General features: G+C 39.2%; 26 protein-coding genes and 1 tRNA gene. 13 read left to right on the top strand and 14 right to left on the bottom strand.

Going from position 1 to position 24,613, the window contains the following annotated elements; all coding sequences use genetic code 11:
* Window positions 1–108 precede the first annotated feature (108 nt).
* Together NE848_RS01885 and NE848_RS01880 are read right to left on the bottom strand one after the other, a co-directional pair.
* Window positions 109–1,416 carry an ABC1 kinase family protein gene (locus NE848_RS01885; protein ID WP_252110511.1) on the bottom strand — a complete coding sequence of 436 codons (1,308 nt, stop codon included), beginning with the start codon at window positions 1,414–1,416 and terminating at the stop codon, window positions 109–111.
* A 13-nt stretch (window positions 1,417–1,429) separates the two neighbouring features.
* Window positions 1,430–2,101, bottom strand: coding sequence for a TetR/AcrR family transcriptional regulator (locus NE848_RS01880; protein WP_252110510.1), 672 nt, complete (start codon window positions 2,099–2,101; stop codon window positions 1,430–1,432).
* Between the two features lie 216 nt (window positions 2,102–2,317).
* Between NE848_RS01880 and htpG the strand changes: the two genes are divergently transcribed.
* Both htpG and NE848_RS01870 read left to right on the top strand, forming a co-directional pair.
* Window positions 2,318–4,204, top strand: a complete 1,887-nt coding sequence (htpG, locus tag NE848_RS01875) for a molecular chaperone HtpG (protein WP_252110509.1) — start codon at window positions 2,318–2,320, stop codon at window positions 4,202–4,204.
* Window positions 4,205–4,303: 99 nt separating this feature from the next.
* Window positions 4,304–5,119: a DUF6503 family protein gene (locus tag NE848_RS01870; RefSeq protein WP_252110508.1), complete on the top strand. Its 816-nt coding sequence runs from the start codon at window positions 4,304–4,306 to the stop codon at window positions 5,117–5,119.
* Between the two features lie 2 nt (window positions 5,120–5,121).
* On the opposite strand, the gene NE848_RS01865 is transcribed toward NE848_RS01870, so the two are convergent.
* Window positions 5,122–7,356, bottom strand: coding sequence for a tetratricopeptide repeat-containing hybrid sensor histidine kinase/response regulator (locus NE848_RS01865; protein WP_252110507.1), 2,235 nt, complete (start codon window positions 7,354–7,356; stop codon window positions 5,122–5,124).
* A 148-nt stretch (window positions 7,357–7,504) separates the two neighbouring features.
* Here NE848_RS01865 and NE848_RS01860 point away from each other — a divergent pair, with 148 nt between their 5' ends.
* Entirely contained in the window at window positions 7,505–7,864 is a 360-nt protein-coding gene (locus NE848_RS01860) for a DoxX family protein (protein WP_252110506.1), read from the top strand.
* 2 nt (window positions 7,865–7,866) lie between these two features.
* Window positions 7,867–8,451, top strand: a complete 585-nt coding sequence (locus tag NE848_RS01855; RefSeq protein WP_252110505.1) for an alpha-ketoglutarate-dependent dioxygenase AlkB family protein — start codon at window positions 7,867–7,869, stop codon at window positions 8,449–8,451.
* Here NE848_RS01855 and NE848_RS01850 read toward each other — a convergent pair.
* Window positions 8,448–9,230 carry a S1/P1 nuclease gene (locus NE848_RS01850; RefSeq protein WP_252110504.1) on the bottom strand — a complete coding sequence of 261 codons (783 nt, stop codon included), beginning with the start codon at window positions 9,228–9,230 and terminating at the stop codon, window positions 8,448–8,450. The two genes, NE848_RS01855 and NE848_RS01850, sit on opposite strands and share 4 nt — an antisense overlap.
* A gap of 122 nt (window positions 9,231–9,352) precedes the next feature.
* On the opposite strand from NE848_RS01850, the gene NE848_RS01845 reads away from it, so the two are divergent.
* The 7 genes from NE848_RS01845 (at window position 9,353) to NE848_RS01815 (ending at window position 14,748) form a co-directional block, all read left to right on the top strand.
* Window positions 9,353–10,213, top strand: coding sequence for an SPFH domain-containing protein (locus NE848_RS01845; protein WP_252110503.1), 861 nt, complete (start codon window positions 9,353–9,355; stop codon window positions 10,211–10,213).
* 1 nt (window position 10,214) lies between these two features.
* On the top strand, window positions 10,215–10,691 hold the full coding sequence (locus NE848_RS01840; protein WP_252110502.1) for a hypothetical protein: 477 nt from the start codon (window positions 10,215–10,217) through the stop codon (window positions 10,689–10,691).
* Between the two features lies 1 nt (window position 10,692).
* The gene (locus tag NE848_RS01835) at window positions 10,693–11,631 is read left to right on the top strand and encodes an alpha/beta hydrolase family protein (protein ID WP_252110501.1); all 939 of its coding nucleotides are present in this window, start codon (window positions 10,693–10,695) and stop codon (window positions 11,629–11,631) included.
* A 3-nt stretch (window positions 11,632–11,634) separates the two neighbouring features.
* Window positions 11,635–11,805 (top strand): type II toxin-antitoxin system antitoxin, encoded by a 171-nt coding sequence (locus NE848_RS01830; protein WP_252110500.1) that lies wholly within the window; start codon window positions 11,635–11,637, stop codon window positions 11,803–11,805.
* Window positions 11,805–12,611 (top strand): HAD family hydrolase, encoded by an 807-nt coding sequence (locus NE848_RS01825; protein WP_252110499.1) that lies wholly within the window; start codon window positions 11,805–11,807, stop codon window positions 12,609–12,611. Before NE848_RS01830 ends, NE848_RS01825 begins: the two co-directional genes overlap by 1 nt.
* A gap of 68 nt (window positions 12,612–12,679) precedes the next feature.
* Window positions 12,680–13,945 carry a DUF819 family protein gene (locus NE848_RS01820; RefSeq protein ID WP_252110498.1) on the top strand — a complete coding sequence of 422 codons (1,266 nt, stop codon included), beginning with the start codon at window positions 12,680–12,682 and terminating at the stop codon, window positions 13,943–13,945.
* Between the two features lie 53 nt (window positions 13,946–13,998).
* Window positions 13,999–14,748 (top strand): DUF4369 domain-containing protein, encoded by a 750-nt coding sequence (locus NE848_RS01815; RefSeq protein WP_252110497.1) that lies wholly within the window; start codon window positions 13,999–14,001, stop codon window positions 14,746–14,748.
* Window positions 14,749–14,867: 119 nt separating this feature from the next.
* On the opposite strand, the gene NE848_RS01810 is transcribed toward NE848_RS01815, so the two are convergent.
* The 6 genes from NE848_RS01810 to NE848_RS01785 all read right to left on the bottom strand — a co-directional run bounded on the left by NE848_RS01810 (window position 14,868) and on the right by NE848_RS01785 (window position 18,336).
* Window positions 14,868–14,941: transfer RNA gene (locus NE848_RS01810), tRNA-Thr, on the bottom strand.
* Window positions 14,942–14,951: 10 nt separating this feature from the next.
* Window positions 14,952–15,218, bottom strand: a complete 267-nt coding sequence (locus NE848_RS01805) for a hypothetical protein (protein ID WP_252110496.1) — start codon at window positions 15,216–15,218, stop codon at window positions 14,952–14,954.
* 64 nt (window positions 15,219–15,282) lie between these two features.
* A complete protein-coding gene (locus NE848_RS01800; RefSeq protein WP_252110495.1) occupies window positions 15,283–15,735 on the bottom strand; it encodes a peroxiredoxin in 453 nt (150 codons plus the stop codon).
* Window position 15,736: 1 nt separating this feature from the next.
* On the bottom strand, window positions 15,737–16,147 hold the full coding sequence (locus tag NE848_RS01795) for a 6-pyruvoyl trahydropterin synthase family protein (protein WP_252110494.1): 411 nt from the start codon (window positions 16,145–16,147) through the stop codon (window positions 15,737–15,739).
* Window positions 16,144–16,662, bottom strand: a complete 519-nt coding sequence (idi, locus tag NE848_RS01790) for an isopentenyl-diphosphate Delta-isomerase (protein ID WP_252110493.1) — start codon at window positions 16,660–16,662, stop codon at window positions 16,144–16,146. The genes NE848_RS01795 and idi overlap by 4 nt, the downstream gene beginning before the upstream one ends.
* Before the next feature lie 165 nt (window positions 16,663–16,827).
* On the bottom strand, window positions 16,828–18,336 hold the full coding sequence (locus NE848_RS01785) for an OmpA family protein (protein WP_252110492.1): 1,509 nt from the start codon (window positions 18,334–18,336) through the stop codon (window positions 16,828–16,830).
* Window positions 18,337–18,488: 152 nt separating this feature from the next.
* On the opposite strand from NE848_RS01785, the gene NE848_RS01780 reads away from it, so the two are divergent.
* Complete coding sequence (locus NE848_RS01780) at window positions 18,489–20,078, top strand: peptide chain release factor 3 (RefSeq protein ID WP_252110491.1); 1,590 nt, start codon at window positions 18,489–18,491, stop codon at window positions 20,076–20,078.
* Between the two features lie 150 nt (window positions 20,079–20,228).
* Window positions 20,229–21,596, top strand: a complete 1,368-nt coding sequence (locus NE848_RS01775; protein WP_252110490.1) for an alanine/glycine:cation symporter family protein — start codon at window positions 20,229–20,231, stop codon at window positions 21,594–21,596.
* Window position 21,597: 1 nt separating this feature from the next.
* Here the strand turns inward: NE848_RS01775 and NE848_RS01770 are convergent, their stop codons facing one another.
* From NE848_RS01770 to NE848_RS01755, 4 genes are all read right to left on the bottom strand, one after another.
* The gene (locus tag NE848_RS01770) at window positions 21,598–22,653 is read right to left on the bottom strand and encodes an aminotransferase class I/II-fold pyridoxal phosphate-dependent enzyme (protein ID WP_252110489.1); all 1,056 of its coding nucleotides are present in this window, start codon (window positions 22,651–22,653) and stop codon (window positions 21,598–21,600) included.
* Window positions 22,650–23,663 (bottom strand): dipeptide epimerase, encoded by a 1,014-nt coding sequence (locus tag NE848_RS01765; RefSeq protein ID WP_252110488.1) that lies wholly within the window; start codon window positions 23,661–23,663, stop codon window positions 22,650–22,652. The genes NE848_RS01770 and NE848_RS01765 overlap by 4 nt, the downstream gene beginning before the upstream one ends.
* A gap of 100 nt (window positions 23,664–23,763) precedes the next feature.
* Window positions 23,764–24,078: a DUF3467 domain-containing protein gene (locus NE848_RS01760; protein ID WP_252110487.1), complete on the bottom strand. Its 315-nt coding sequence runs from the start codon at window positions 24,076–24,078 to the stop codon at window positions 23,764–23,766.
* A gap of 51 nt (window positions 24,079–24,129) precedes the next feature.
* Window positions 24,130–24,585 (bottom strand): DinB family protein, encoded by a 456-nt coding sequence (locus NE848_RS01755; RefSeq protein ID WP_252110486.1) that lies wholly within the window; start codon window positions 24,583–24,585, stop codon window positions 24,130–24,132.
* Window positions 24,586–24,613: the final 28 nt, after the last annotated feature.

The following is a 24,613-nucleotide window of genomic DNA, read 5'->3' as shown; positions in this document are numbered from 1 at the left end:
TTTAATAAATTTAAAAACCCGGCAATTGCCGGGTTTTTAAATTAAGGAAGCGCGGCCAGTGTAGGGTCCTAACCACGCTTCCTAACAACCTAACCAATAAATCAACCATTAGAGATACACTCTAAACTTATTAATGTTAACCTTCGCTTTAAGATCATGTAAAAGATTATAGAGGCCAAAAAAGGTTCTGCTCATATAGAGGAAATGTCGGCTTCCTCTATTTCCATTCATTTTTCTCAGTTCAGGATCTTTGGAGTATTTTTCACTGAGACGGGTAAGATTGTTCCAGAATTTTTCATCTGTAAAATCGAAATTTTCAGATTGAAAAGGTGTAGAGAACATCTCAAACATCTCATAGAACATACTGGAAAAGAACTCCCTTTCCTTTTGAGAATCGTTTTCATCGAGAATCTCCAGCTCTAATAATTTTTCGTGGAAGAATTCCTGATTATTTAAGTTCTCCCTGTTTGTAAGGGAGAAATAAGGATCGTAAAATTCCCGTGGAATTTGTTTTATGCATCCAAAATCTATCGCGATAAGTTCATCGTTTTCACTCACCATAAAATTTCCCGGGTGAGGGTCGGCATGCACCTGTTTTAATCCATGGATCTGGAACATATAAAAGTCCCATAATGCCTGCCCGATTTTATCTCCCAGTTCCTGGTCATTATTTTGTTTTGCAAAGTCACTCAGATGAACACCGTCCATCCAGTCCATGGTAATGATACGTTCACTGGAAAGCTCCTCATAATATTTTGGAAAACTGATATTTGGAATATGCTTGCAAGCTTCAGAAATCTCCCGACTCTGTTTCACTTCCAGAATATAGTCTGTCTCTTCCAGCAATTTCCCTTCTACTTCCTGAAAATATTTTTCAGAATCTTTCGGCTGTAGGTTAAACATCTTAAGTGCGATAGGTTTTACCATTGCAAGATCTGAACTGATACTGTCTGCAACCCCCGGATATTGGATTTTCACAGCAAGTTTTTTCCCGTCTTTTGTAGCCTTATGCACCTGACCGATGCTGGCTGCATTCACCGACTGGGTTGCAAACGTATCATATAAGTTTTCAGGATAATCTCCGTGATATTTTTTAAAAGTCTTTCTTACTAAAGGAGCCGAAAGCGGTGGCACACTAAACTGAGCCAGGCTGAATTTTTCAACATATGCTCCAGGAAGCAGGTTCTTTTCCATTGAAAGCATCTGCGCTACTTTCAGGGCACTTCCCTTCAAGCTCTTTAGTCCGTCATAGATATCACTGGCATTGTCTTCATTCAGCTCATCACGGGTAAGCTCCGGGTTGAAAGCTTTTTTACCATAATATTTCAGGTAATTGCCTCCTATCTTGACTCCGGTTTGAACAAGCTTACTAGTTCTTCCAATCTTGCCCGTAGGTATTTTGTCTATGGTCTTCATCTGCTATCCCGGCCTATGCCATTCTTTCTTTCCACAAAAACTTTCCAAAGTCTACGACTCTCTCTAAAGGCGTGTTATCAAAAACATCAAATACAGTGTTTACAGACTTCTCGATCGCAACATCGGTACTTTCAAATGCAGCTGAATTATCATCCATCCAGAATTTCAATAAGAAAAGAAACTGTATCCACACTCCCTCAGAAAATATCATCTCACTTTGCTGAAATAGTTTAAGCGATTTCTCTTTATTTCTTTCTTCAATAAGGCCTTTCGCATAGTTCTTTATGTTCTTCCTTAAAGATTTTAATTGATCCAGGTTCTTTAACGGCATGTCATGTTCGCTAAGAGTATAAAGAACATAACTCCTGTTGGCAGTTAGAACCTCAAAGAAAGTATAAAAGAAGGTGAGCAATTTTTCCCTATTAGAGAAGGAAGCATATTCCTTTGACTTTTCCATCACTTGCATACTATTCTCAAAGAACTTTTCCCAAATCGCCTTTCGTAAACCTTCAAAACTGCCGAAGTGCTTGTAAAAATCCTGCTCGGTCATATCGTTATCCTTAGCGAACTTATATACACTACGGGGAGTTTTCTCATTTTCCAGCACATAATCCATATAAATGGCTATCAGTTGATCTGCATTCGGCTTCTTCTTCACCTTACTATTACCTTTTGACTTTGCCATAACTCTAAATCTTTCGTTCAAAAATACATTTTTTGTTTAATTCTTTGCACAAAAGTTTAAACAAAGTTTTGTTAAATATTTTATTTCACTTTTGAATCACAGGATTTTAGACGGCGATACCCAATTTTAATTACAGAGCGTGTCAGTTTGGCAGCGAATCACTAATGGTACTTTTTTTGAAAAAAGGAGGGTGAATCAAAACTTAAAATTTTTAATATGGCAACCGGAAAAATAAATGTATCTGTAGAAAACATTTTTCCGCTCATCAAAAAGTTTTTGTACAGTGATCATGAAATCTTTTTGAGGGAGCTTATATCAAACGCAACCGATGCGACCCTTAAATTAAAACACCTCAGCAATCTGGGAGAAGCCAATGTAGAATATGGCAATCCAGTAATTGAGGTTAAGATAAATAAAGACAAGAAAACCCTGCATGTAATTGATCAGGGGATCGGTATGACCAAAGAAGAGGTAGAAAAGTACATCAACGAAGTAGCCTTTTCCGGAGCTGAAGAATTCCTTGCGAAGTATAAGGATTCAGCTAAAGACAGTGGCATTATTGGTCATTTTGGACTTGGTTTCTATTCTGCTTTTATGGTGGCAAACAAGGTAGAGATCCTTACTAAATCTCATAAGGATGAACCTGCAGCACACTGGGTTTGTGAGGGAACTACTGAATTTACCCTTGAAGAAGCTGACAAAAAAGAACACGGTACCGAGATCATCCTTCACATAAATGAGGATGACAAGGAATTCCTGGAAGAGAACCGTATCCAGGAGCTGCTTGTGAAGTATAACAAGTTCATGCCTATCCCGATCAAATTCGGGACAAAGGAAGAAACTCTTCCACTTCCCGAAGATGCCAAGGAAGATGCGAAGCCTGAAACCAAAACGGTTGATAATATCATAAACAACCCTGAGCCGGCATGGACCAAACAACCTACCGATCTTGAGGAAAAAGACTATAACGACTTCTATCGTGAACTCTACCCAATGCAGTTCGAAGAGCCGTTATTCCATATCCACCTTAACGTAGATTATCCGTTCAATCTTACTGGTATTCTTTATTTCCCGAGAATGACTCAGGATATGAACATTCAAAAGGATAAGATCCAGCTTTATCAAAATCAGGTATTTGTAACCGACAATGTGGAAGGTATCGTACCCGAATTCCTTACCATGCTTCGCGGAGTTATAGATTCGCCGGATATCCCGTTGAATGTATCCCGATCTTACCTTCAGGCAGATGGCGCTGTGAAGAAGATCTCAAGCTACATCACCAGAAAGGTGGCAGATAAGCTGAAAAGCCTTTTCAATAACAATCGTGAGGATTTTGAGAAGAAATGGAACAATATTAAGATCGTTATCGAATACGGTATGCTTACCGAAGAAAAATTCTTTGAAAAGGCAGATAAATTTGCTCTTTATCCTACTACCGACGATGAATATTTCACTTTTGAGGAACTGGAGGAGAAAATCAAGGAGAACCAGACCGATAAAGATGGAAAACTGATTGTTCTTTATGCTTCAAACGAAAATGAGCAGCACAGCTATATTGAAGCTGCCAAAGACAAAGGCTATAAGGTTCTTCTTCTGGATTCACCTATTGTCTCTCACCTTTTACAGAAACTTGAAACTTCAAAAGAGAATATCTCTTTTGTGCGGGTAGATTCAGACCATATAGACAACCTCATCAAGAAAGATGAAGAGAAGATCTCCAAACTTTCTGATGACGAAAAAGAAAAGCTGAAAGCTGATTTTGAAAAGGTAATTCCTTCTGAAAAATATACTATTCAATTAGAAGCGATGGATAGCAATGCCGCTCCACTTATTATCACGCAGCCGGAATTCATGCGTAGAATGAAAGAAATGCAGCAAACCGGTGGCGGCGGAATGTTTGGAATGGGCAATATGCCAGAAATGTACAATCTGGTTGTGAATACCAATCACGATCTTATTAGTACAATTCTCAATACCAAGACCGAGAAAAAGCAGCAGAGACTTATCAAGCAGTCTCTCGATCTTGCCAGGCTTTCTCAAAACCTTCTTAAAGGTGAAGAGCTTACGGCATTCATTAAGAGAAGTTTTGATATGGTAAAATAGATTGGAAGTACACTCCATATAAATAACCGCTTTTCTCAGGGAAAGCGGTTTTTTATTTTATCTAATTCAGCTTTTGTACTTTTATAGAAAATCCCGTCTATGAAAAAGATCATTTTGCTGTTCTGCATTTTTACGATTATAGGTTGTAAGGAAAATAAATCTGAAGAAAGAATTCCTGTAGAGCCCGATAACGGAATTGGGGATGGAGCCGGCCCTCCACCCGCACTTTCTTTTTCAGAAAACATTGAGGAAGCCCATAATAAGCCAGCTTTTAGAAACCATGAGGCGGTTTCTTTCGATATAATATTAAAATTTGGTGGTTCTGAAAGGCTGAATGCCAAAATAAGCATGACTACTAATTCGACAGGAGTCAGGGTTGATAAAGTGAATGGCACATCTTTGATTTATGATGGTGAAAAAACCCTTATTACACCTGATACAGCGAAAACCGATGGTGCCAGATTCGACATTTTCACATGGCAGTATTTTTTTGCCATGCCTTTTAAGTTAACCGATCCCGGGACAGTTTGGGACAAAGAGAAAACACGTAAACTTGACAGCCTTCAATATAATACTGCAAAACTTAGCTTTGAATCGGGCACGGGTGATTCCCCCGATGACTGGTACATTATATATCAGGATCCGGAAACGGAAAGATTAAAGGCTGCTGCTTATATAGTAACCTTTAGTAAAGAGAAGACCAAAGCCGAGGAAAATCCACATGCTATAGTTTATTCAGATTACATAATGGTTGAAGATGTGGCATTTGCAACAAATTGGAGTTTTTATAGCTGGAGTGAGGAAGATGGTTTGGACCAAAAACTGGGGGAGGCAGAAATAAGCAATATTACTTTCTTCAAACCAGAAAGTGGCTATTTCCAAGCTCCTGAAAATTCAAAGCCAATAAATAAATGATTTTATACTTCTTCCGGAAGACTTTTAAGGCTTAAATACTTGTAAACAACCTGGTAGAATTGCTGCACATCATAAGGTTTTACAATAATATCACTCATCCCGGCAGCAAGGATCTCTTCTCTTATTTCTTCAACTTCCACAGCAGTAAGTGCTAGGATAGGTATTTCCTTATTGAATTTCCTGATCTCCTTTGAGGCTTCAAGGCCCGAAATTCCAGGCATGTTTACATCCATAAGAATAAGATCAAAGTCATTTGTTCTTGCAAGCTGAATAGCTTTCTCTCCGTCACCGGCCACTGTACATTTAAAATCTTTTTTAGTTAAAACCCTTTTTGTCACCACCTGGTTAATACGGTTATCATCCACCACCAGTATTTTTCGCGACGAGTTAGAACTAGCGAAAACTTCCTGCTTAATTTTCGGAAGTTCCTTCTTAGAATTATCTATCTTAAAATTAATGGTGAAACTAAAAGTGGCCCCTTCTCCTTCTTTACTATCAAGCCTGATCTTAGAGTTAAAAAGTCTAAGAAGCCTTTTTACGATAGGCAATCCAAGGCCTGTACCCTGATAACTGTAATTTGAATTATTAAGTTGAGAGAATTCCTCAAAGATCACTTTTTTCTTACTTTCTGGAATTCCCGGGCCATTATCCTCTACTTCAAAATAGATTTTAGAATACTCCTCATCCCTTTCAATTTGACGAGTAACAATACAAATTGTTCCTCTCTCGGTAAATTTCATAGCATTACCTACAAGGTTCATCAATACCTGGGAAAGTCTTACGGAATCGCCAATCAGAAATGGTGGTATGTTCTCATCTATGTCAAGATGAATTTCATTTTTATTCTGGAGCCGTGTAAATTCAAAGCTATTCACAATACTCTTCATGAGGTCTTTAAGCTTAAAGGAAACATTTTCAAGCTTAACCTCGTTAGATTCCATTTTATTCATTTGCAGCACATCATTAATGAGTGCCAGTAAATAATCTGCAGAGAATTTTAACGACCTTAAATCCCCCTGGTGCTTCTTAAGGCTCTTATCTTCAAGAAGCAATGAGGTTAACCCTATTACTCCGTAGAGAGGAGTTCTTATCTCATGACTTACTGTGCTAAAGAAACGTGTTTTAAGACGGGATAGTTTCTCGGCTTCATCCTTGGCTTCTTTATACTGCTTGTTCTTATCTCTTAATTTACTAATAAGATTTTGACGATCCCGATTGACTTTATGCAGAAAAACGAGGATAAATATCAATCCTAAAGAAGAAAGCACCATAATGATCACTTTTTCTTTTGACTTTTCTATGATCTCCTCCTGATATTCCTGTTCTCTTTCTGCTAATTCAAGGTTTCGCCGATATTCGTTAAGATTAAAACGAGCATTGGCAATTTCCATTTGCCTAAGCTTTTTACTTTCAAAAATCTTGGAGTTATATTCTGTATATTTTTCCTGAGCTAAATATGCTTTTTCAAAATCACCTTTTTGCTCCAACATTTCCGCATATTCATAGTAAGCTTCTGCTGCAGGTAGGATCAAACTATCTTCCTCTGCAAGCCGTATGGAATTCTCAAAATAGTATGTTGCCGTATCATACTCCTTTTTATGGGAATAATACCTGCCATGAAGCATATAAAGCTGAGAATATAAATAATCAAGTCTTTCTTTCCTGGTATAAGATTCCTTTGTGGAATCTACGGTTTTAAGAGATTCATTTATATATGGATATGCTTTTTCAAACTGACCATTATCCAAATAGGTCCACCCAATATTTGCTTTTGGAACTACAGATTCAACAGGATCATTAATCTTTTCAGCGAGTTTAATAACCTTATTATAGTAATTTATCCCTTTTGTCTGGGTCTCGGGCATTTCAGAGTAAATATTACCCAAATTATTGTAAGACCGCATCAGGATAGTATCGTTACTGCATTTTTGAGCATACTCCAGACCAAGTGTATAATTTCTTCGGGCACGTGCTCTATCATCAAGATCCAGGTAGACATGCCCAAGATTATTATACGCCTTGGCAACAAAATACTGATCATCAGCATCTTTAGCCAGATTTATAAGGGAATGAGAGTCTTCGATGGCTTTTTCATAATTATACTCCTTTATAGATTCTTCTATACTGTCCAAAAGAGCATTTAAAGTATCCCGGCTAATTGAATTGGAATCCTGAGCCAGACTGATATTCCACAGTAAAAAAAATACGGGGAGGTAAAAAAAGTAATTTTTTTTCAAAAGTAGATCAGGTTTGAATTTAGATTTAGGCGGTTGAAAATTACTCTATTTAAAGGACTTACACAACATTTATTTAATATGAACATAAATTTTACTCACATTTAGTTAGAAGGAAAATTGTAGTATATTCAGAAAAATTAATTTTTCAATGATCTATCCCTGGCATCTTTATTTAATGGCGCTTATGTACATAATTGCGGGTATTTTCCATTTTTTAAAACCTAAATTATATATGAGAATAATGCCTCGATATCTCCCTAAGCATAGGCTATTGGTGCATTTAAGTGGAGAGGCTGAAATTCTTCTTGGGATACTTATTTGCATTCCCGCCACCAAAAACCTCGGAATATTTGGAATCATACTAATGTTACTTGTATTTCTATTGGTTCACTTTTATATGCTCTCTTCCGAAAAAGCAGGAGCCGGACTACCCAAATGGTTACTTATAGCAAGAATTCCCTTACAATTTCTTCTCATGTACTGGGCCTGGTATTATTTAAAATACTAGGCATGGAGCAAGAAGTAATACGATTACAGGATGCCTCCCTGATTTATTATGCTGACTTTTTCAGTATTGAAAAAAGTGATCATTTTCTTGAAAAGTTAATGCATTCGCTAAACTGGAAGCAGGACAAAATAAAGCTGTTCGGAAAGGAAATCTTACAACCCAGGCTAACCTCATTCCATGGAGAAACAGGTAAAAACTATACCTATTCAGGGCTCGAGATGAAACCTGAAGCTTTTAATAACGAACTGATTGAAATAAAAGAAAAGTGTGAAAAATATGCCGAAACCCATTTTAATGTCTGCCTTGCGAATCTATACAGGAATGGAGCTGACAGTATGGGATGGCATGCTGATGATGAGAAGGAACTGGGACCACGTCCGGTGATTGCTTCGGTTAGTTTCGGAGCTGAAAGGATTTTTCATCTAAAACACAAAACCAACAAAACTGCCCTGCATAAAATAAGGCTGCAACATGGCAGCCTTTTAATTATGAAAGGAACCACTCAACAGTTCTGGAAACATCAGTTACCAAAAACCAAAAAAAGAGTCGGTCCCAGGATCAATTTAACCTTCAGGAAAATCTATTAAGAATAGATTTCATTAAGAATTTTAGCAAGACGAAGCCCGCCTTTCTGAAGCTGAGCAAGTACGGTAGGCATATGGTGGTACATATATGTGTATCCCAGCTTGTCACCACTTTCAACACCATCATAAAGTTCTTCAGCCATCTCTCTGGATTCATATACCCAGTCCAGTAACTTCCCTTTTTGAATAGACTTTACCTGTGCTTTAGAAAGCTCTTTGGTATTTATAGCCAGCTCGGTATAGCTCATCTGATAAAAATCTATCATATCACTATCCCATACACGATGTATATTAGAACCTTCATTAAACCACCTAACCTGTATATCGTTTCCTCCTTTATCTGAGGCGTGCCCTACATGAAATGGCTGATGAAGATCGCCCATAAAATGTACAAGCATTTTTAAGTGAAACTGTTTTTCGGCTCTGGAAGCATTATCATCACTAAGCACCTCTTTACATTTTCTAATAGCCTGGACAAGATCTCCACTTTCACTAGCCTCTTCCACGATATATTTTTCAGCTTCAGGATGAATGTTCACATAATGCCATGGACCATATTTCCTGTATTCCGGATCACTTTTTATATCGTCAGCATAGTTAGCAACAAAGGCCAGCCCGTAGCCATCGAGAAGACTATCAATTGCCTTTCGGGCTTTTTGGGTTAGATGTTTTTCAGCTATCTCTGCAGTGGCACGATGCCCGGTTTTTCCCCATTCCGAGTCAGCTGCAAAGCCCGATACCGTAGTTGATATAAAAAATAAAACGAATAAATATTTTCTCATTTCTCTAAGTTTTGGACAAATATAACCAAGCCTTGAAAAATTTAATGTTAAGAATACAGTTTATTAAATTTTAATATAATATATTTATAATATCATTTTAATATCACATAATCTTTTCAATCATGACACAGGAAAAAACTATTAAAGCTTATAACGGCTATTTAATGCTATTCCTTTTCCTAATACTTTTTATAGGAAGTATAATAGCTGTTGCCACTACCGGAAACCCTCTTTGGGCAATCGCTACATTCATTGCCATAATTATCCTGTTCGGTCTAATTCTGGTCAACCCCAATGAATCACGTGTTTTGCTTTTATTTGGAGATTATAAGGGAACTGTAAAGGAAAACGGACTATTCTGGGTAAATCCGTTCTACACCAAAAAGAAAATCTCTTTAAGGGCGCGTAACTTTGATAGCGAACGACTAAAAGTAAATGATAAACTGGGGAATCCGGTAATGATCAGCACTATCCTTGTATGGCGCGTAATGGATACATTCAAGGCTTCCTTTGACGTTGATAATTTTGAAAATTTTGTGGTGGTACAAACCGATGCAGCAGTAAGAAAACTTGCCAGTCTCTATCCATATGATAATTTTGCAGACGAGGGCCTTGATGAAGATATCACCCTTAGATCCAGTGTTAATGAAGTAAGCGATGCTCTAGAAAAAGAACTCGAAGAAAGACTGAATATCGCTGGAATAGAAGTACTTGAAGCTCGTATAGGTTATCTGGCCTATGCTAATGAAATTGCAAGCGCCATGCTTAAAAGACAACAGGCAACCGCAATAGTGGCGGCCAGGCACAAGATAGTTGAAGGGGCCGTTAGTATGGTTGAAATGGCATTAGATGAACTCAGTAAAAAGGAAGTGGTCAACCTTGATGAAGAAAGAAGGGCCGCCATGGTGAGTAATCTTATGGTTGTGTTATGCGGGGACAGAGATGCTACTCCAGTGGTGAATGCGGGAACCTTAAACCATTAAAATGCGAGTCTTTGAAGAAGAACAGGCATTCAGGCAATGGTGGTTATTGCTTATTCTTAGCACTACTTTGATTGGGACCGGTATTGCCTTTTTTAGAGATTTAAGCGAATTCCCTGTAACAAACTGGAAATACCTAAGCTTTATCCCGTTATTCTTCATTGCAGGGATGTTTTGGATCACCAGGCTTCATACCAGGATTGATAAAGCTGGTATAAGCACTAAGTTTGAACCGTATGGTATTTTTAAACGCTCTTATAAATGGAATGATATTAGCAAGGTGTATGTTCGAAAATATAAACCACTTATGGAATATGGTGGTTGGGGAATTAGAGGTTTCAATAAGGCTAAGGCTTACAATGTTTCAGGAAATATGGGGATACAAATAATAACAAAGGATGGAGAAAGATTCCTGATTGGCACCAAAAAACCGTCGGAAGCCGAAAAAGTAATTAAAAGATATCATGAGAAAACTGATTAAAATGAAAAGTTATTTTGTTGCAGGTCTATTGTTGATCTTTTTTCAACTGGGTAAAGCCCAGGAATCAAAATTTATTGAAGAAGAGCTGCAAATAAATCAGGCTATTGAAGGAAGCCTTACTACTCCCAATTCTACCGAAGCCCAGAGCCTGGTGATCTTTATACAGGGTTCAGGCCCAACCGACAGGAATGGAAATCAGCCTATGATGAAAAATGACGGGATAAAAAAAATAGCCCATCAACTGGCTGAAAATGGTATAGCTTCCTTCCGCTTCGATAAGCGGATCTTTAAAATGAACGAACTCAAAATAAAGGAGAAAGATCTCCGGTTTAATGATTTCGTTAAAGACACAAAGGATATCTTAAAATATTTTGATGAAAGCGACCGTTTTGACAATCTCATAGTAGCAGGGCACAGTCAGGGCTCATTGGTGGGCATACTGGTATCTGAAGATCTGGCAGACGCTTTTATCTCTTTAGCCGGAGCAGGCCAACCCATAGACAATATTATCGTTGAGCAGGTTCAGAAAATGGCGCCTCCCCTCGCGGAAAATGCCAGAGTGGCCTTCGATGAAATTAGAGAAAATGGCAGGACCACCAACTATAGTCCCATGCTGGAATCCATGTTCAAACCTTCGATTCAACCCTTTATGCAAAGCTGGATGAGCTACGATCCCGCAAAGGAAATAGCCAAATTGGATATTCCTGTGCTTATCATAAATGGTTCAGCAGATATTCAGGTAGAAATAAAAGAGGCTGAAATGTTGAAGAACGCGAACGAAGATGCACAGCTTGTGATCATTGAAAATATGAACCATATCTTCCGAAAGATAGAAAGCGAAGACAGGCTTGTAAACACCAAATCTTATAATGAACCTAACCAGCCATTACATCCGGAACTGATACCGGTAATCACTGAATTCATCAAAGAAGTTGAATAAATTATGGGCAAGAAGAAAGCATTCGCCTTAAGAGTCGACGAAGAGATGCTCAAAGCCATCGAAAAATGGGCTGCTGATGAATTCAGAAGTACCAATGGACAGATTGAGTGGATGCTGAACAAAAGTTTAAAAGAAGCCAAAAGACACCCTAAATCAAAAAAGCAAGAAGATTAATGTTTAAGATTATTTTTTCAGATATAGACGGCACCTTACTTAATGCCGAGAGAGACCTTTCAGATTATACAATTCAAACCATAAAAAAATTAAACGGAGATATCCCGTTCATCCTTATCTCTTCCAGAATGCCGGCCGCAATGCGACATTTACAGGAGAAAATGGACATTACCCACCTCCCCCTTATAAGCTATAACGGTGGACTTATACTGGTAGATGATAAACCAGTAAGCTCTACAGAAATTCCAATTCATATCCTTGAAGAACTGCACGATTTCAATGGTGAGCATGATGTACATTTAAGTCTTTTTCATAATGACGAATGGTATGCTCCGAGAGATGATTTCTGGACGCAAAGAGAAATCAATAACACCAAGGTACAACCGGAATTAAAGATTAACCAGGAGGTTATAAATAAATGGCAGGAAGAGGATAAAGGAGCTCATAAGATAATGGCGATGGGCGATGAGGAAAAGATAGATTCCATCAGGGATTTTCTGGAAGATAATTTCCCGAACGAGCTTCATCTTTACCGTTCAAAACCTTCCTATCTCGAAATAGCTCCGAGGTCAATTTCAAAACTTACGGCAGTAGAACACTTACTTGATAATCATTTCAAACTTCCTCTTTCTCAGACTATGGCTTTTGGAGATAATTACAATGATATTGAAATGCTGAAAGGCGTGGGAATGGGCATCGCGGTAGGTAATGCCAAACCTGAGGTTCTGGAAGTAGCACATATGGTCACTACTCCGGGAAAGGAAGATGGCGTAGCCAAAAGCATCAAAGAAATATTAAAAATTTAAGAAAAGAACCTTCTCATAGCAGGATTCAATAAAAATTGTATTTTGCCGGCCAATCTAGTCTGAATTATATGGAAAATACAACCTTGTTCACCAACGATGCTATCGTATTTGGTTTATTAATGCTCGCCCTGGGCTTTGTTTTTTATACCTCATCACAAAAAGACGGCTTCTGGAAGAAATTCTATGCTGTTGTTCCCGCACTACTAATGTGCTATCTTATTCCGGCTATATTTAATTCCCTAGGGCTGATTGATGACGAAACCTCGCAATTATATTTTGTAGCAAGTAGATATCTTCTTCCGGCAGCATTAATTCTCATGACACTTAGTATAGACCTTAAGGCAATATTTAATTTAGGCCCCAAAGCTCTTATCATGTTTTTTGCAGGTACCATCGGCATTGTACTCGGAGGCCCTATTGCGATACTAATCATATCTGCTATTTCTCCAGAGACAGTTGGTGGAGTTGGTCCCGATGCGATCTGGAGAGGATTATCCACAATCGCCGGGAGCTGGATAGGCGGCGGTGCCAATCAGGCTGCCATGCTGGAGATCTACGAATACAATCCCGATCTTTACGGAGGGATGGTACTAGTGGATATTGTGGTTGCCAACCTATGGATGGCCATTATCCTTATGGGAATTGGAAAGAACAACTCTATAGATAACTGGCTGAAAGCAGATAATTCAGCTATTGAGGATCTAAAAGTAAAAGTGAGCAATTATGCCGAAAGTGTAACCAGAATACCTAAACTTCCCGATTTTATGATCATGCTTGCCCTGGCTTTTGGCGGGGTGGGTATCGCCCACTGGGGAGCCGATGGTATGTCGGCCTACCTACTGGATAATTTTGAAGTTTTCAATGATTCAAAAAGTGCCTTATCCTCTTTTTCATCCCAGTTTTTCTGGATGATCACTATTGCAACTGCAATAGGTATTATGCTTTCTTTTACAAAGTTCAAATCATACGAAGGAGCAGGTGCCAGTAAACTGGGTAGTATCTTTATTTATATTCTGGTCGCTACCATTGGTATGAAAATGGATCTTACTATGGTTTTTGACAACCCAGGACTTATCGCAATAGGCCTGGTTTGGATACTTATTCATGTGATCGTTCTAATAACTACTGCCAAATTGATAAAAGCACCTTATTTCTTTTTAGCCGTGGGAAGCCAGGCCAATGTTGGAGGAGCCGCTTCTGCACCTGTGGTGGCTGCAGCTTTTCATCCTTCTTTAGCAACAGTTGGTGTGCTCCTTGCAGTGTTTGGATATGTAGTAGGAACCTATGGCGCAATTCTGTGTACAATTTTAATGCAAATCGCTGCCGGCAGTTAGTATTAAATAGAAAAATATAAGATATTTGCGCTCCTAAAATCTGAATACAACAAATGAAAAAATTAGCTCTTCTTTTAGTGGTTTTGATCGGCTTAGCAGCCTGTTCTGAAAAAGAAAGCAATCTTATTGTAAGTGGTAAAGTAAAAGGCCTTAAGAAAGGGACTTTATACCTGCAAAAGATCGAAGACACCTTAATGGTGAATGTGGACTCCATGGTAGTTAACGGGGATCCGACATTTACATTAGAGGCTTATATAGAAAGCCCTCAAATGATGTACCTCTACCTTGAAAAAGTAGATAATAATCGTTTTGATGACCGTATAGATTTCTTTGCTGATGAGGGCCAGGTAACCATAAACACAAGTTTGGAGAAATTTGAGACCGATGCAAAAATCGTTGGTTCTGCAAACCAGGAGAAGCTTATGGAATACCGAAAGATGATCGGCAGGTTCAACGACCAGAATCTTGACCTGATAAAGGAAAGTTTTGAAGCCGAAAAAGCGGAAGATGAAGAGAAATTGATGGAAATCGATAAGAAGTATGACCGACTACTAAGAAGAAAATACCTTTATACCGTTAACTTCGCTATTAATAACAAGGATCTTGAGATCGCACCATATCTCGCACTTTCAGAAGTATTTGACGCGAACATAAAATACCTGGATACTATCTATTCTTCCTTAAAACCAAAAGTAAGAAAGTCCATGTACGGAAAACAACTGAAGGATTTTCTAGAGGAGCGCAGAAAGCAGGAAAAACTTGAAGAAAAAGTAGAAGAGCAATCAGTAGAAGATAATTCGTAAATTCTTTTCAAGCATAATATTTTAAAAAAGGAGCCAATTGGCTCCTTTTTTATTTCTTGTTTCATACACCCCCCAAAAAAATATAAAAAGCCCCTCCTTTCGGAGAGGCTTTTATACAGAGCCGATGGAGGGACTCGAACCCACGACCTGCTGATTACAAATCAGCTGCTCTAGCCAGCTGAGCTACATCGGCAACTTATGAATTACAGGGCATTTATCTTTTCAACTAAAGCATTCGCCTTAGTTTCAAGTTCAGCCTGAATTTCAGTAAAATGTTTCTTTTTATTCTCAACATCACGACGATTGATCTTTGTGATAATTTCGTCATAATCGCTAATTGCCTCATCTACGATTGCTTCCGACTTTGCCGGATCTTCTTTTGGATGAGCCATTTGATGAATATATGCGGCATCGATGATATCGGCAAACACATAATTCACATCTTTCTTCAATAGTCTTTTACTCGCCATTTTCAATAAATTTCGGCTGCGAATTTAAGCTATTTTTTAATATGAAAATGCTTTTAAATAAAAATTAATTCTGATTTTTTTCGAGGACAGTCAAAGCTTCTGGCATATGTCTCCCGGCATTCATGCTGTTGAATTTATGAAGCAGTTTCCCGCTCTTATCAAATACAAATGTTTCCCGTCCCGGTAGAAGGCCAAGCAGGTTTGGTTTTACCCCAAAGGCCTCCCTCGCCTTCTTATCCTCGTCAGAAAGAAAGATATAAGGCAGGTTGTACTTATCTGCAAATTTAGAATGAGACTCTTGTGAATCGGCGCTTATCCCGATAACCTCGGCACCCAGTTCCTTAAAATCTTGATAGCTGTCCCTGAAGCTACAGGCTTCCTTTGTACAGCCCGGAGTAAAATTTTTGGGATAGAAATAGACTACAAATGACTTTTCCCCAACGAGTTGTTCAAAACTAAAATCCTCTCCATTCTGATCGCTAAGTGTGATATCAGGAACCTTCTCTCCTACCTCCATATTATTCCCCTTTATAGCTCACGAAATTTCTTGGTGTTTCATAAAGCGTAACTTCCAGGTCGTGATCTTCCCTGATCTTATTTCGAAGTTTATTCCAGATCACCACCACAATATTTTCAGCAGTTGGGTTAAGATCCTTAAATTCAGGAACCTCCAGATTAAGGTTTTTATGATCAAAAGACTCTTCAACCTCTCTGTAAATTAATTCCTTGAGTATCTTAAGGTCCATGACAAAACCCGTCTCAGGATTGGGCTCCCCGGTCACCGACACAATAAGCTCATAATTATGACCATGATAATTGGGGTTACTGCATTTTCCAAACACCTCAAGATTGCGTTCATCGCTCCATTCTTTTCTGAATAGGCGGTGTGCAGCGTTAAAATGAGCTTTTCTATGTACGGTTATTTTCATTGCTGAATAGTTGAATAATACTTGTCAAAAATGATCTTGAACCATTCAGTATAAATATGCGGATTTTTTTTCATATCCTTCTTAAGATCTTCAAGAGAAACCCACTTCCATGCGGCCACCTCATCTGGATTCAAATCAGGTTCCCCATCAAATTTCCCTACCAGGATATGATCAAATTCATGTTCGGTAAGCCCGTTATCAAATGGAGCCTTATAAATGAAGGAAATAGTGTCCTTCAAATCTGTAGTAAAACCCATTTCTTCCATAAGCCTTCGTTTTCCCGCTTCAATATTGGTCTCCCCTTCCCGCTGATGACTACAACAGGTGTTGGTCCAAAGTCCTGGAGAATGATATTTGGAAAAGGCTCGTTGCTGGATCATCAATTCATTATGCCTGTTAAAGACAAATACCGAAAAGGCCCTGTGAAGCAGCGCTTTTTCATGAGCTTCGATCTTTTCCATAAGACCTATCTGCTCGTCCTTTTCGTTCACTAAAATTACTTTTTCCTCTGCCATTTTTTTGTTTGAAGCCCAAATGTACAAAAACGGTAATTTCTATCACAGGGAAGCTGATTAAGCAATTCCTAAAGTTTTAGTTTACCGGAATAGAGCTCACAGTTAATAGAGAGTATGAATTCAGATCTGCGGTTCATTTCATGGGAAGCTTCCGAACACGGAACACTATTTTCGGCAATTATTCACCAGTTCGGTTTCCCCATAGCCTCTTCCGGAGATCCTGGCTCCATCTACGCCCATATTTATCAAATAATCTCTGGTAACCTGCACTCTCTTCTGAGAAAGTTCAATGTTATATTTATCATCGGCCCGGCTATCGGTATGGGATCGTATGTCTATCAAAAGTTCAGGATATTCAATCATATAGGCGGCTATCTCATCCAACTGCTTAGCCGCTTTCGGTTTTATTTCGGCCTTATCAAGATCGAACAAAATAGGATCCAGATTGAGTTTCCTGGCAAGGTCATCCCCTACCCTGGCCGCGAATATCTTATCTCCCCTTATATTCTGAAATTGAATGATATTCTCCTTTCTTTTGATCTCTGCCGCATAAAAACTCCAATTCAAAAAAGCTCTTATCGCAGCGATATTTGGAGGAGCATCGCCCGAAAAATCATGAGAAACCTGGTACATGACCAGTCCGTTCTTTGGATCATCAAAACCATGCCCGTAAAGTAAGATACAACCGGGGCCGTGGGACAAGGATGGGACATCAGGAGCCGAATGATCAACAATGATCTTTCTTGTTCCTTTTCTCCACTGGTTCGCTTTCTTTGGATAGAAGATTCTTTCCGAACCATTGATCATCGCCATATCACTGCGACCAATATACTGAGAGATGGGATCGCCTGGCAGCTCATGGGAATAAGGCGGGGTTGCATACCTGTGGTCATAAAATGGAATAAGTCCGGTGGTTCTCGCCCCTGCTGAGCCTTCCGACAGAAAATTCAACTGGATTAGCTGGGATTTACCATCCTCTTCAGCCATACCATAAAGGTTCTCCAGTTCACTCCCGGCATGACATCCGGCCCAGATAGCTCCTTTAAACTTTCGGTTCCAGAAATAAAGGTTCTTATGAGTTTCAAATTTTGGTTCCGCATGAGGCATTACAAAAATATCATCGCATACCCCCAGTTCACCGGGCAGCTTCCAGTTATCCCTGTCGTCTCCCCCATAAGCTGAATCGGGAATACCCGCAGCTTCAAAATAAGCCAGAGCGATCTTACCATTCTGTTTATCCAGGGTCCATTTTGGAGCTACAGAGAGATCGGTAAAGACAGGCAGACTTATATCTTTAGGTAAATAACTTCCAACCACTCCTTTTTCTTCCCATTTTTCAATATCCTCTCTAAGTTCCTGAGTGATGTATGAAACAGGGATCACAAATGATCCTGACCGGAAATCCTCTTTACCAATACTAAAATCTACTCCATCTTTTTCCTTGTCGGGATTGATCACCCATTTGACCTCCATGGGATATTCCCTTAGCAGTTCATATATAAGACCGTATGGTTTAAGGGCGTTGTACCTGGTTTGCGGAGTTATTCCCATATTAATGGCATACGAACCCTTCACCAGAACTTCCGTTTTATACTGACCTACTGCGGTTAAGGAAAGAAGAATAACCATCGGGCAGATCAAAACATATTTCAGTTTCTGTAGGGAGAGAACCATTATTTCTTGAGAAAACTTTTTTTAAATATCTTACAATTTGGGCATATACCCAATTAACTTATCAATTAAAAGTTTGGCCTTGAAAATGCCTCTAAAATGAAAAAGGAAATTCCTTAAAATAATAGTATTTTTGCCGCTCCAATATCAGCAGAATGAAGCAGTATCAGAAAGAGATCAATAAAAGAAGAACCTTTGGTATCATTTCTCACCCAGATGCGGGTAAAACTACACTTACTGAAAAGCTACTTTTATTTGGTGGCGCAATTCAGGAGGCAGGTGCGGTAAAATCTAACAAAATTAAGAAGGGTGCTACCAGTGACTTCATGGAGATCGAGCGCCAGAGGGGGATCTCTGTTGCAACCTCGGTACTTGCGTTTGAATACCGTGATATCAAGATCAATATTCTGGATACACCAGGGCACAAGGATTTCGCCGAAGATACTTTCAGAACGCTTACTGCTGTAGATAGTGTCATCGTTGTAATTGATGTGGCCAAGGGTGTTGAGGAACAAACGGAAAAACTCGTGGAAGTTTGCAGAATGCGAAATATTCCTATGATAGTATTCATCAATAAACTTGACCGCGAGGGGAAAGATGCTTTTGAGCTACTAGACGAAATCGAACAAAAACTGAACCTTACAGTTACTCCTTTAAGTTTCCCAATCGGAATGGGGTATGACTTCAAAGGGATATACAATATCTGGGAAAAGAACGTAAACCTTTTTACCGGTGACCCGCGAAAAGATATCGAAGAGACTATCGAAATAGATGATCTCTCTACTAATGAACTTGATGAACTTATAGGTTCTGAAGCGGCAGAAACACTTAGAGATGAACTTGAACTTGCCCAGGGAGTTTATCCGGAATTTGACAGAGAAGCTTACCTGGAAGGACGCTTGCAGCCTGTTTTCTTTGGATCGGCTTTAAACAATTTTGGAGTAAGGGAATTACTGGACTGTTTCATCAAGATCGCGCCTCCTCCAAGACCTAAGGAAAGTGATGTACGGGTGGTAAAACCTGAAGAAAAGGATTTTACAGGCTTCGTGTTTAAGATCCATGCCAATATGGACCCAAAACACAGGGACAGGCTGGCATTTGTGAAGATCGTTTCAGGAAAGTTTGAAAGGAATAAGAACTACTTGCATGTTAGGAATAACAAGAACATGAAGTTCTCTTCACCAAACGCCTTCTTTGCTGAAAAAAAGGAAGTGGTGGATGTTTCATATCCCGGTGATATTGTCGGGCTACATGATACCGGAAACTTTAAGATAGGTGACACCCTTACCGAGGGTGAAAACCTGATGTATCGAGGAATCCCAAGTTTCTCTCCGGAACATTTCAGGTATATCAATAATGCCGATCCTATGAAATCAAAGCAGCTTGAAAAAGGTATCGACCAGTTGATGGACGAGGGTGTGGCACAGCTATTCACCCTGGAAATGAATGGAAGAAAGGTGATTGGTACGGTTGGAGCACTTCAGTTTGAAGTGATTCAGTACAGGCTCGAACATGAATATGGTGCCAAATGTACTTACGAAAACCTGAACGTTTATAAAGCTACCTGGGTGGAAACCGAAGATGAAAAAAGCGAGGAGTTCAAGGATTTCAAGAGAGTGAAAGCTAAATTCCTGGCCAAGGATAAATCGGGCCAGTTAGTATTTCTTGCTGATTCACAATTCTCATTACAAATGACTCAACAGAAATATCCTTCTATAAAATTCCATTTTACATCGGAGTTTTAATCTGAAAATTATATTTCTATCGCTCTGAACTAGTTTCATGGTTTCATATGCTGAACCAGGCTCCACATGACTATTGTATTCATATAATTTAAATCATCACCTAACAGAAAGGCTGATAAAATTTATTATTTTCGGGAACAAATAAAATCTATGTCCCAAATCGATCAGTTTATTGCAGATTTTGCCTCAGCCGTCTGGGGAATACCATTAGTTATCCTTCTCATTGGTGGAGGGATTTATCTTCTAATCTATTCAAGATTTCTACCGTTCAGATACCTGGGGCATTCTGTTGAGGTACTCCGCGGAAAATATAACAATCCCGATGATCCGGGAGACATAAATCACTTCCAGGCGCTTTCAACTGCTCTTTCCTCTACAGTTGGTATGGGAAATATTGCAGGTGTAGCCGTGGCAATAGCCCTGGGAGGACCAGGAGCGATCTTCTGGTTATGGGTGAGTGCTGTGGTTGGGATGGCCACGAAATTTTTCACCAATAGCCTTGCCGTTATGTACCGGGGAAAGGATACTGAAGGAAAAATTCAGGGAGGGGTTATGTATTTTATAGTTGAAGGTTTGGGCAGAAAATGGAAGCCTCTGGCTGTGTTCTTTGCAGTTGCCGGACTGGTGGGCGCTCTTCCGGTTTTTAACGTGAACCAGTTAACACAGGCCATTAATTATATACTCCTTGAACCTAATAATATAGAGACAGGTTTTACCTCAAGTCTAGTAATTGGGATTGTACTTACTATTATTACCACTATTGTAATTATTGGCGGGCTGGACAGGATAAGTAAAACTGTTTCAAAACTTGTTCCCGCCATGGTAGCCTTATATTTCATCTCTGTATTGATCATTCTTTTTGTGAATTACACTGAGGTTTTAAAATATTTCACACTGATATTCACCGATGCTTTCGCAGCCAATAACTATAAAGGGGATCCGCTGCTTGGAGGAGTGCTGGGCGGATTAATTCTTCTGGGAATAAGACGTGGAGCATTTTCTAACGAGGCTGGTATAGGTACGGCAACCATGGCCCATGGTGCCAGTAAGACCTCTGAACCTATCAGGGAAGGACTTATAGCAATGCTAGGTCCCGCGATAGACACATTAGTAGTCTGTACTCTTACCGCAATGGCAATTCTTGTGACTGGGGTCTGGCAAAGTACTGATGTTAATGGAGTGAGCCTCACGGCCGCGGCATTTGACAAGTCAATCCCTTATGTTGGGAATTATCTCCTTTTGCTTTGTATCCTTGCGTTTAGTATCTCTTCCCTTTTTTCTTACTCCTACTACGGAACAAAATGCTTATCATTCCTGATTGGGGCTGAGAATAAGAAATATTACAATTGGATCTATATTTTAAGTATCATAATAGGGGCAACAACCTCTTTAAGTTTTATCCTGAACCTTATCGATGGATTCTTTGCCCTGATGGCCATACCAACGATGATCTCAACGCTTATCCTTGCTCCAAGAGTGATGAAGGCAGCTAAGGTTTATTTCCAGAAATACAATTGATCTAGGCCTTTTCAAAAAAGGAATTTATAGCTTCAGTCAATTCAAGAATATCCTGCCTGCTGTGATCTGCGTTTAAAACAATTTTGCTGACCAGCGGAGATGTTTTGGTTGGATACCTGAAATTAGTTGTGATAATTCCTGCCTGTAACAAATGTTCGGTCAGGGCTTCACTATTATAACCAAACACAGGATGCTGATCCATTTTTATCATTTGAAATTTAGAAGTCACCGATCCAAGGAATGTTATAATATTTCCGCGAAGCTTTATGAGTTGAGAGTTTGAAATTTCTTCAGCTTCCATAAGGGTTTTGAGCGCTGCGGGAGATGGCGGACTACCACCGGCGAAAAAATCCATATTTCTAAATCCTTCAATTCTGTCTTTATTACCTAAAACCACTCCGCAGGGTGTTGCCAGCGCCTTACCTAAAGAGCCACATACGATCAATTCCTTGGCATGAATTCCCTTTAAAAGATCATAGATACCATAGCCATCCTCACCTATTAACCCGAATCCATGAGAGTCGTCGGCAACCAGGATTACATCCTCAAGAGGCAGTTCTTTTAAGGAATCAAAATCGGGATAATTTATTCCTGAAAAATCTACCGTATCAAGGAAAAGCACCAATTTATGCTGGTCTGAAGAGGTTGCTGATTTTCTTAGAAATTCACCCAGTTCTTCATAGTCCTGAAACAACCTGCTGTTCTCTTGTATCAGGGCCGGATGCGTGTTCGGAGCGCAGAGCAAATCATAACCCTTTTCACTAAAGTATCGGGCCAGCATCTGCCCGGCCATATAACCGGAAGAAACACACATACCATCCGGAGTGCCTGCTTTTTGAGAAAGATACTTCTCAAATTCTTCAAATATGGACAATCTGATATTCGACTTCCTAGAGGCTCCCCAGTTGGTGCCCAGCTTCTTAATATTCTTAAAAAGAAGTTCCTGAAACTCCGGATTCGTTTGTAGTCCCAGATAAGAGGTTCCTCCAAAATAAAGCAGGTCATGCTCCTCATTTATCATTCGGGAATCAGGGGCCTTGTCTAGATAATGGTTCATTTCAATAATTTTACTCCTGAACCATTTTCTTCAGGAAAGATGACTGTTCCATTTTCCCGAATTTCGACTCCTTCGGCAATATCATTCTTTAACAATAAAGCACCATCCATATCCACATAATCAAGCTGCGGAAGTAACTGGGCGATAGCCGAAATACCCACCGTACTTTCTGTCATACAGCCCACCATCACTTTAAGACCAAGCTCTTTAGCTTTTTTGATCATTCTAAGAGCCGGAGTTAGCCCCGCGCATTTGGTAAGTTTGATATTTATTCCATCAAAATAACCGGCACATTTATCCACATCCTCTTCTACTATACAGCTTTCATCAGCTATAAGAGGAAGCACCGCTTCTTTTTGAAGTTTTTTCATACCCTCCCAATCTTCTGCATGAAGAGGTTGCTCAATGAACTCTACCCCAAGTTCTTTTAATTCTCTGCAATATTGAATTGCCTGCGAAGCTTCCCAGGCACAATTCGCATCTACTCTGAATTTAGCATCGGTATGTTTTCTCAATTCCTTTACAATCTCAAGGTCATTATCTGTCCCGAGTTTTATCTTGTAGATAGGCCATGGCTGCTCCTCCATCTTCTCCACCATTTTACCAATACTGTCAAGACCAATGGTGAAATTGGTAATAGGATACTGATCATTACTGGTTCCCCATATTTCATACAAAGGCTTAGCCTGTAGTTTTCCGTAGAGATCATGAGCGGCAAGGTCTAAAGCACAGATACTGAAATTAGAAAGTCCTTTGGAAACTAAAAAGTCATGAAATCCCTCCGGCTCCTTAAAATCAAAATTTTCAATTTCTTCACGAATTGCTTCAATTTCTTTTTCCATACTCTCAAAAGTGATCTTATAATATGGATTTGAAGTAGACTCTCCATAGCCGGTATGACCGTCTATGCTTAGGCAGGTAATAAGTGTATCCTGGGTATCGTGAGATTCCCGGGAGATGGTAAAAGTATGCTTCAGTTCAAGCACATATTTTTTAAGTTCAAGTTTCATATGGGAAAGGTTTTATTACCTCAAGGTAATTTCCGTCTAAAAATAAAACATCCCAAAATAATATCGGGATGTTATATAAACTTAGCTAAAATTTTATGTTTTATGCCTGACCAGTAGGCCCAAAATTAAGTGGGATCGGAGCCTTGTCATAATCCCTTATCTCCCCGTGATCCTGTTCAAACTTATTAATATTATCACCTAAAGCCTTCAGCAACCTCTTTGCGTGCTGTGGAGTAAGAATAATCCTTGACTTCACCTTGCTCTTCGGCCTTCCAGGCATGATATTCACAAAATCCACTACAAATTCTGATACTGAATGGTTAATAATAGCCAGGTTTGAATACGTACCTTCAGCAACAGACTCATCCAGTTCTATATTGATCTTTCCGCTTTTATTTTTTTTCTCTTCGCTCATGATTAAATTTTTATTCAATTTAGTTATAATATTCCTATATAGGAAGTAAGACTAGTTTTCTCTTTTGTAGAAGATATAATCTGACACCACCGGTTCGAGGCCGCTTTTCCTTAATTCGGCAGCTATCTGGCCGCGATGATATGTAGAATGATTCACAATATGAAAAAGGATTTCGTGAATTGAGTTTTGGTACTGCTCTCCTTTGGAGTTTGTATAAGAAATCTTTTTGTTCAAATCTGATCTTTCACAAATACTAACTGATCTTTCAAAATTCTCATTCTCAATTTCCATCAGGTCTTCTTTATGATAAACCTTCCAAACATCCACTTTCTGATCATCTCCCTCGATCCTGAAATTCCAGATCTTCTGAGCATTCAGAATATGAGAAAACAATCTTAATGTGCTTTCAGGGATGGCCAGATGCAGGTCACCATCATTAAACTTTTTGATAAGCAGCGTGTTGAAATGATGTGAGTATTCTAAAAGATCTTTAAGGTGTTCCTTCATATCTCAAATATCGGGATAAATAAAAAAA

It is taken from the genome of Gramella jeungdoensis, from assembly GCF_023805255.1.
Taxonomy (GTDB): domain Bacteria; phylum Bacteroidota; class Bacteroidia; order Flavobacteriales; family Flavobacteriaceae; genus Christiangramia; species Christiangramia jeungdoensis.
The sequence above is the reverse complement of the archived record's forward strand: the minus strand, read 5'-3'. Positions and strand labels throughout refer to the sequence as shown.

Coding starts and splice junctions, on each gene's coding strand:
- NE848_RS01800 (WP_252110495.1), bottom strand. CDS start 15,735: ATGGAGGTAGGAGAGAAGGTTCCTGATATCACACTTAGCGATCAGAAT.
- NE848_RS01840 (WP_252110502.1), top strand. CDS start 10,215: ATGCGAGTCTTTGAAGAAGAACAGGCATTCAGGCAATGGTGGTTATTG.
- NE848_RS01830 (WP_252110500.1), top strand. CDS start 11,635: ATGGGCAAGAAGAAAGCATTCGCCTTAAGAGTCGACGAAGAGATGCTC.
- NE848_RS01845 (WP_252110503.1), top strand. CDS start 9,353: ATGACACAGGAAAAAACTATTAAAGCTTATAACGGCTATTTAATGCTA.
- htpG (WP_252110509.1), top strand. CDS start 2,318: ATGGCAACCGGAAAAATAAATGTATCTGTAGAAAACATTTTTCCGCTC.
- NE848_RS01850 (WP_252110504.1), bottom strand. CDS start 9,230: ATGAGAAAATATTTATTCGTTTTATTTTTTATATCAACTACGGTATCG.
- NE848_RS01760 (WP_252110487.1), bottom strand. CDS start 24,078: ATGAGCGAAGAGAAAAAAAATAAAAGCGGAAAGATCAATATAGAACTG.
- NE848_RS01775 (WP_252110490.1), top strand. CDS start 20,229: ATGTCCCAAATCGATCAGTTTATTGCAGATTTTGCCTCAGCCGTCTGG.
- NE848_RS01765 (WP_252110488.1), bottom strand. CDS start 23,663: ATGAAACTTGAACTTAAAAAATATGTGCTTGAACTGAAGCATACTTTT.
- NE848_RS01835 (WP_252110501.1), top strand. CDS start 10,693: ATGAAAAGTTATTTTGTTGCAGGTCTATTGTTGATCTTTTTTCAACTG.
- NE848_RS01815 (WP_252110497.1), top strand. CDS start 13,999: ATGAAAAAATTAGCTCTTCTTTTAGTGGTTTTGATCGGCTTAGCAGCC.
- NE848_RS01860 (WP_252110506.1), top strand. CDS start 7,505: ATGATCTATCCCTGGCATCTTTATTTAATGGCGCTTATGTACATAATT.
- NE848_RS01805 (WP_252110496.1), bottom strand. CDS start 15,218: ATGGCGAGTAAAAGACTATTGAAGAAAGATGTGAATTATGTGTTTGCC.
- NE848_RS01870 (WP_252110508.1), top strand. CDS start 4,304: ATGAAAAAGATCATTTTGCTGTTCTGCATTTTTACGATTATAGGTTGT.
- NE848_RS01755 (WP_252110486.1), bottom strand. CDS start 24,585: ATGAAGGAACACCTTAAAGATCTTTTAGAATACTCACATCATTTCAAC.
- NE848_RS01785 (WP_252110492.1), bottom strand. CDS start 18,336: ATGGTTCTCTCCCTACAGAAACTGAAATATGTTTTGATCTGCCCGATG.
- idi (WP_252110493.1), bottom strand. CDS start 16,662: ATGGCAGAGGAAAAAGTAATTTTAGTGAACGAAAAGGACGAGCAGATA.
- NE848_RS01885 (WP_252110511.1), bottom strand. CDS start 1,416: ATGAAGACCATAGACAAAATACCTACGGGCAAGATTGGAAGAACTAGT.
- NE848_RS01770 (WP_252110489.1), bottom strand. CDS start 22,653: ATGAACCATTATCTAGACAAGGCCCCTGATTCCCGAATGATAAATGAG.
- NE848_RS01795 (WP_252110494.1), bottom strand. CDS start 16,147: ATGAAAATAACCGTACATAGAAAAGCTCATTTTAACGCTGCACACCGC.
- NE848_RS01855 (WP_252110505.1), top strand. CDS start 7,867: ATGGAGCAAGAAGTAATACGATTACAGGATGCCTCCCTGATTTATTAT.
- NE848_RS01880 (WP_252110510.1), bottom strand. CDS start 2,101: ATGGCAAAGTCAAAAGGTAATAGTAAGGTGAAGAAGAAGCCGAATGCA.
- NE848_RS01780 (WP_252110491.1), top strand. CDS start 18,489: ATGAAGCAGTATCAGAAAGAGATCAATAAAAGAAGAACCTTTGGTATC.
- NE848_RS01825 (WP_252110499.1), top strand. CDS start 11,805: ATGTTTAAGATTATTTTTTCAGATATAGACGGCACCTTACTTAATGCC.
- NE848_RS01820 (WP_252110498.1), top strand. CDS start 12,680: ATGGAAAATACAACCTTGTTCACCAACGATGCTATCGTATTTGGTTTA.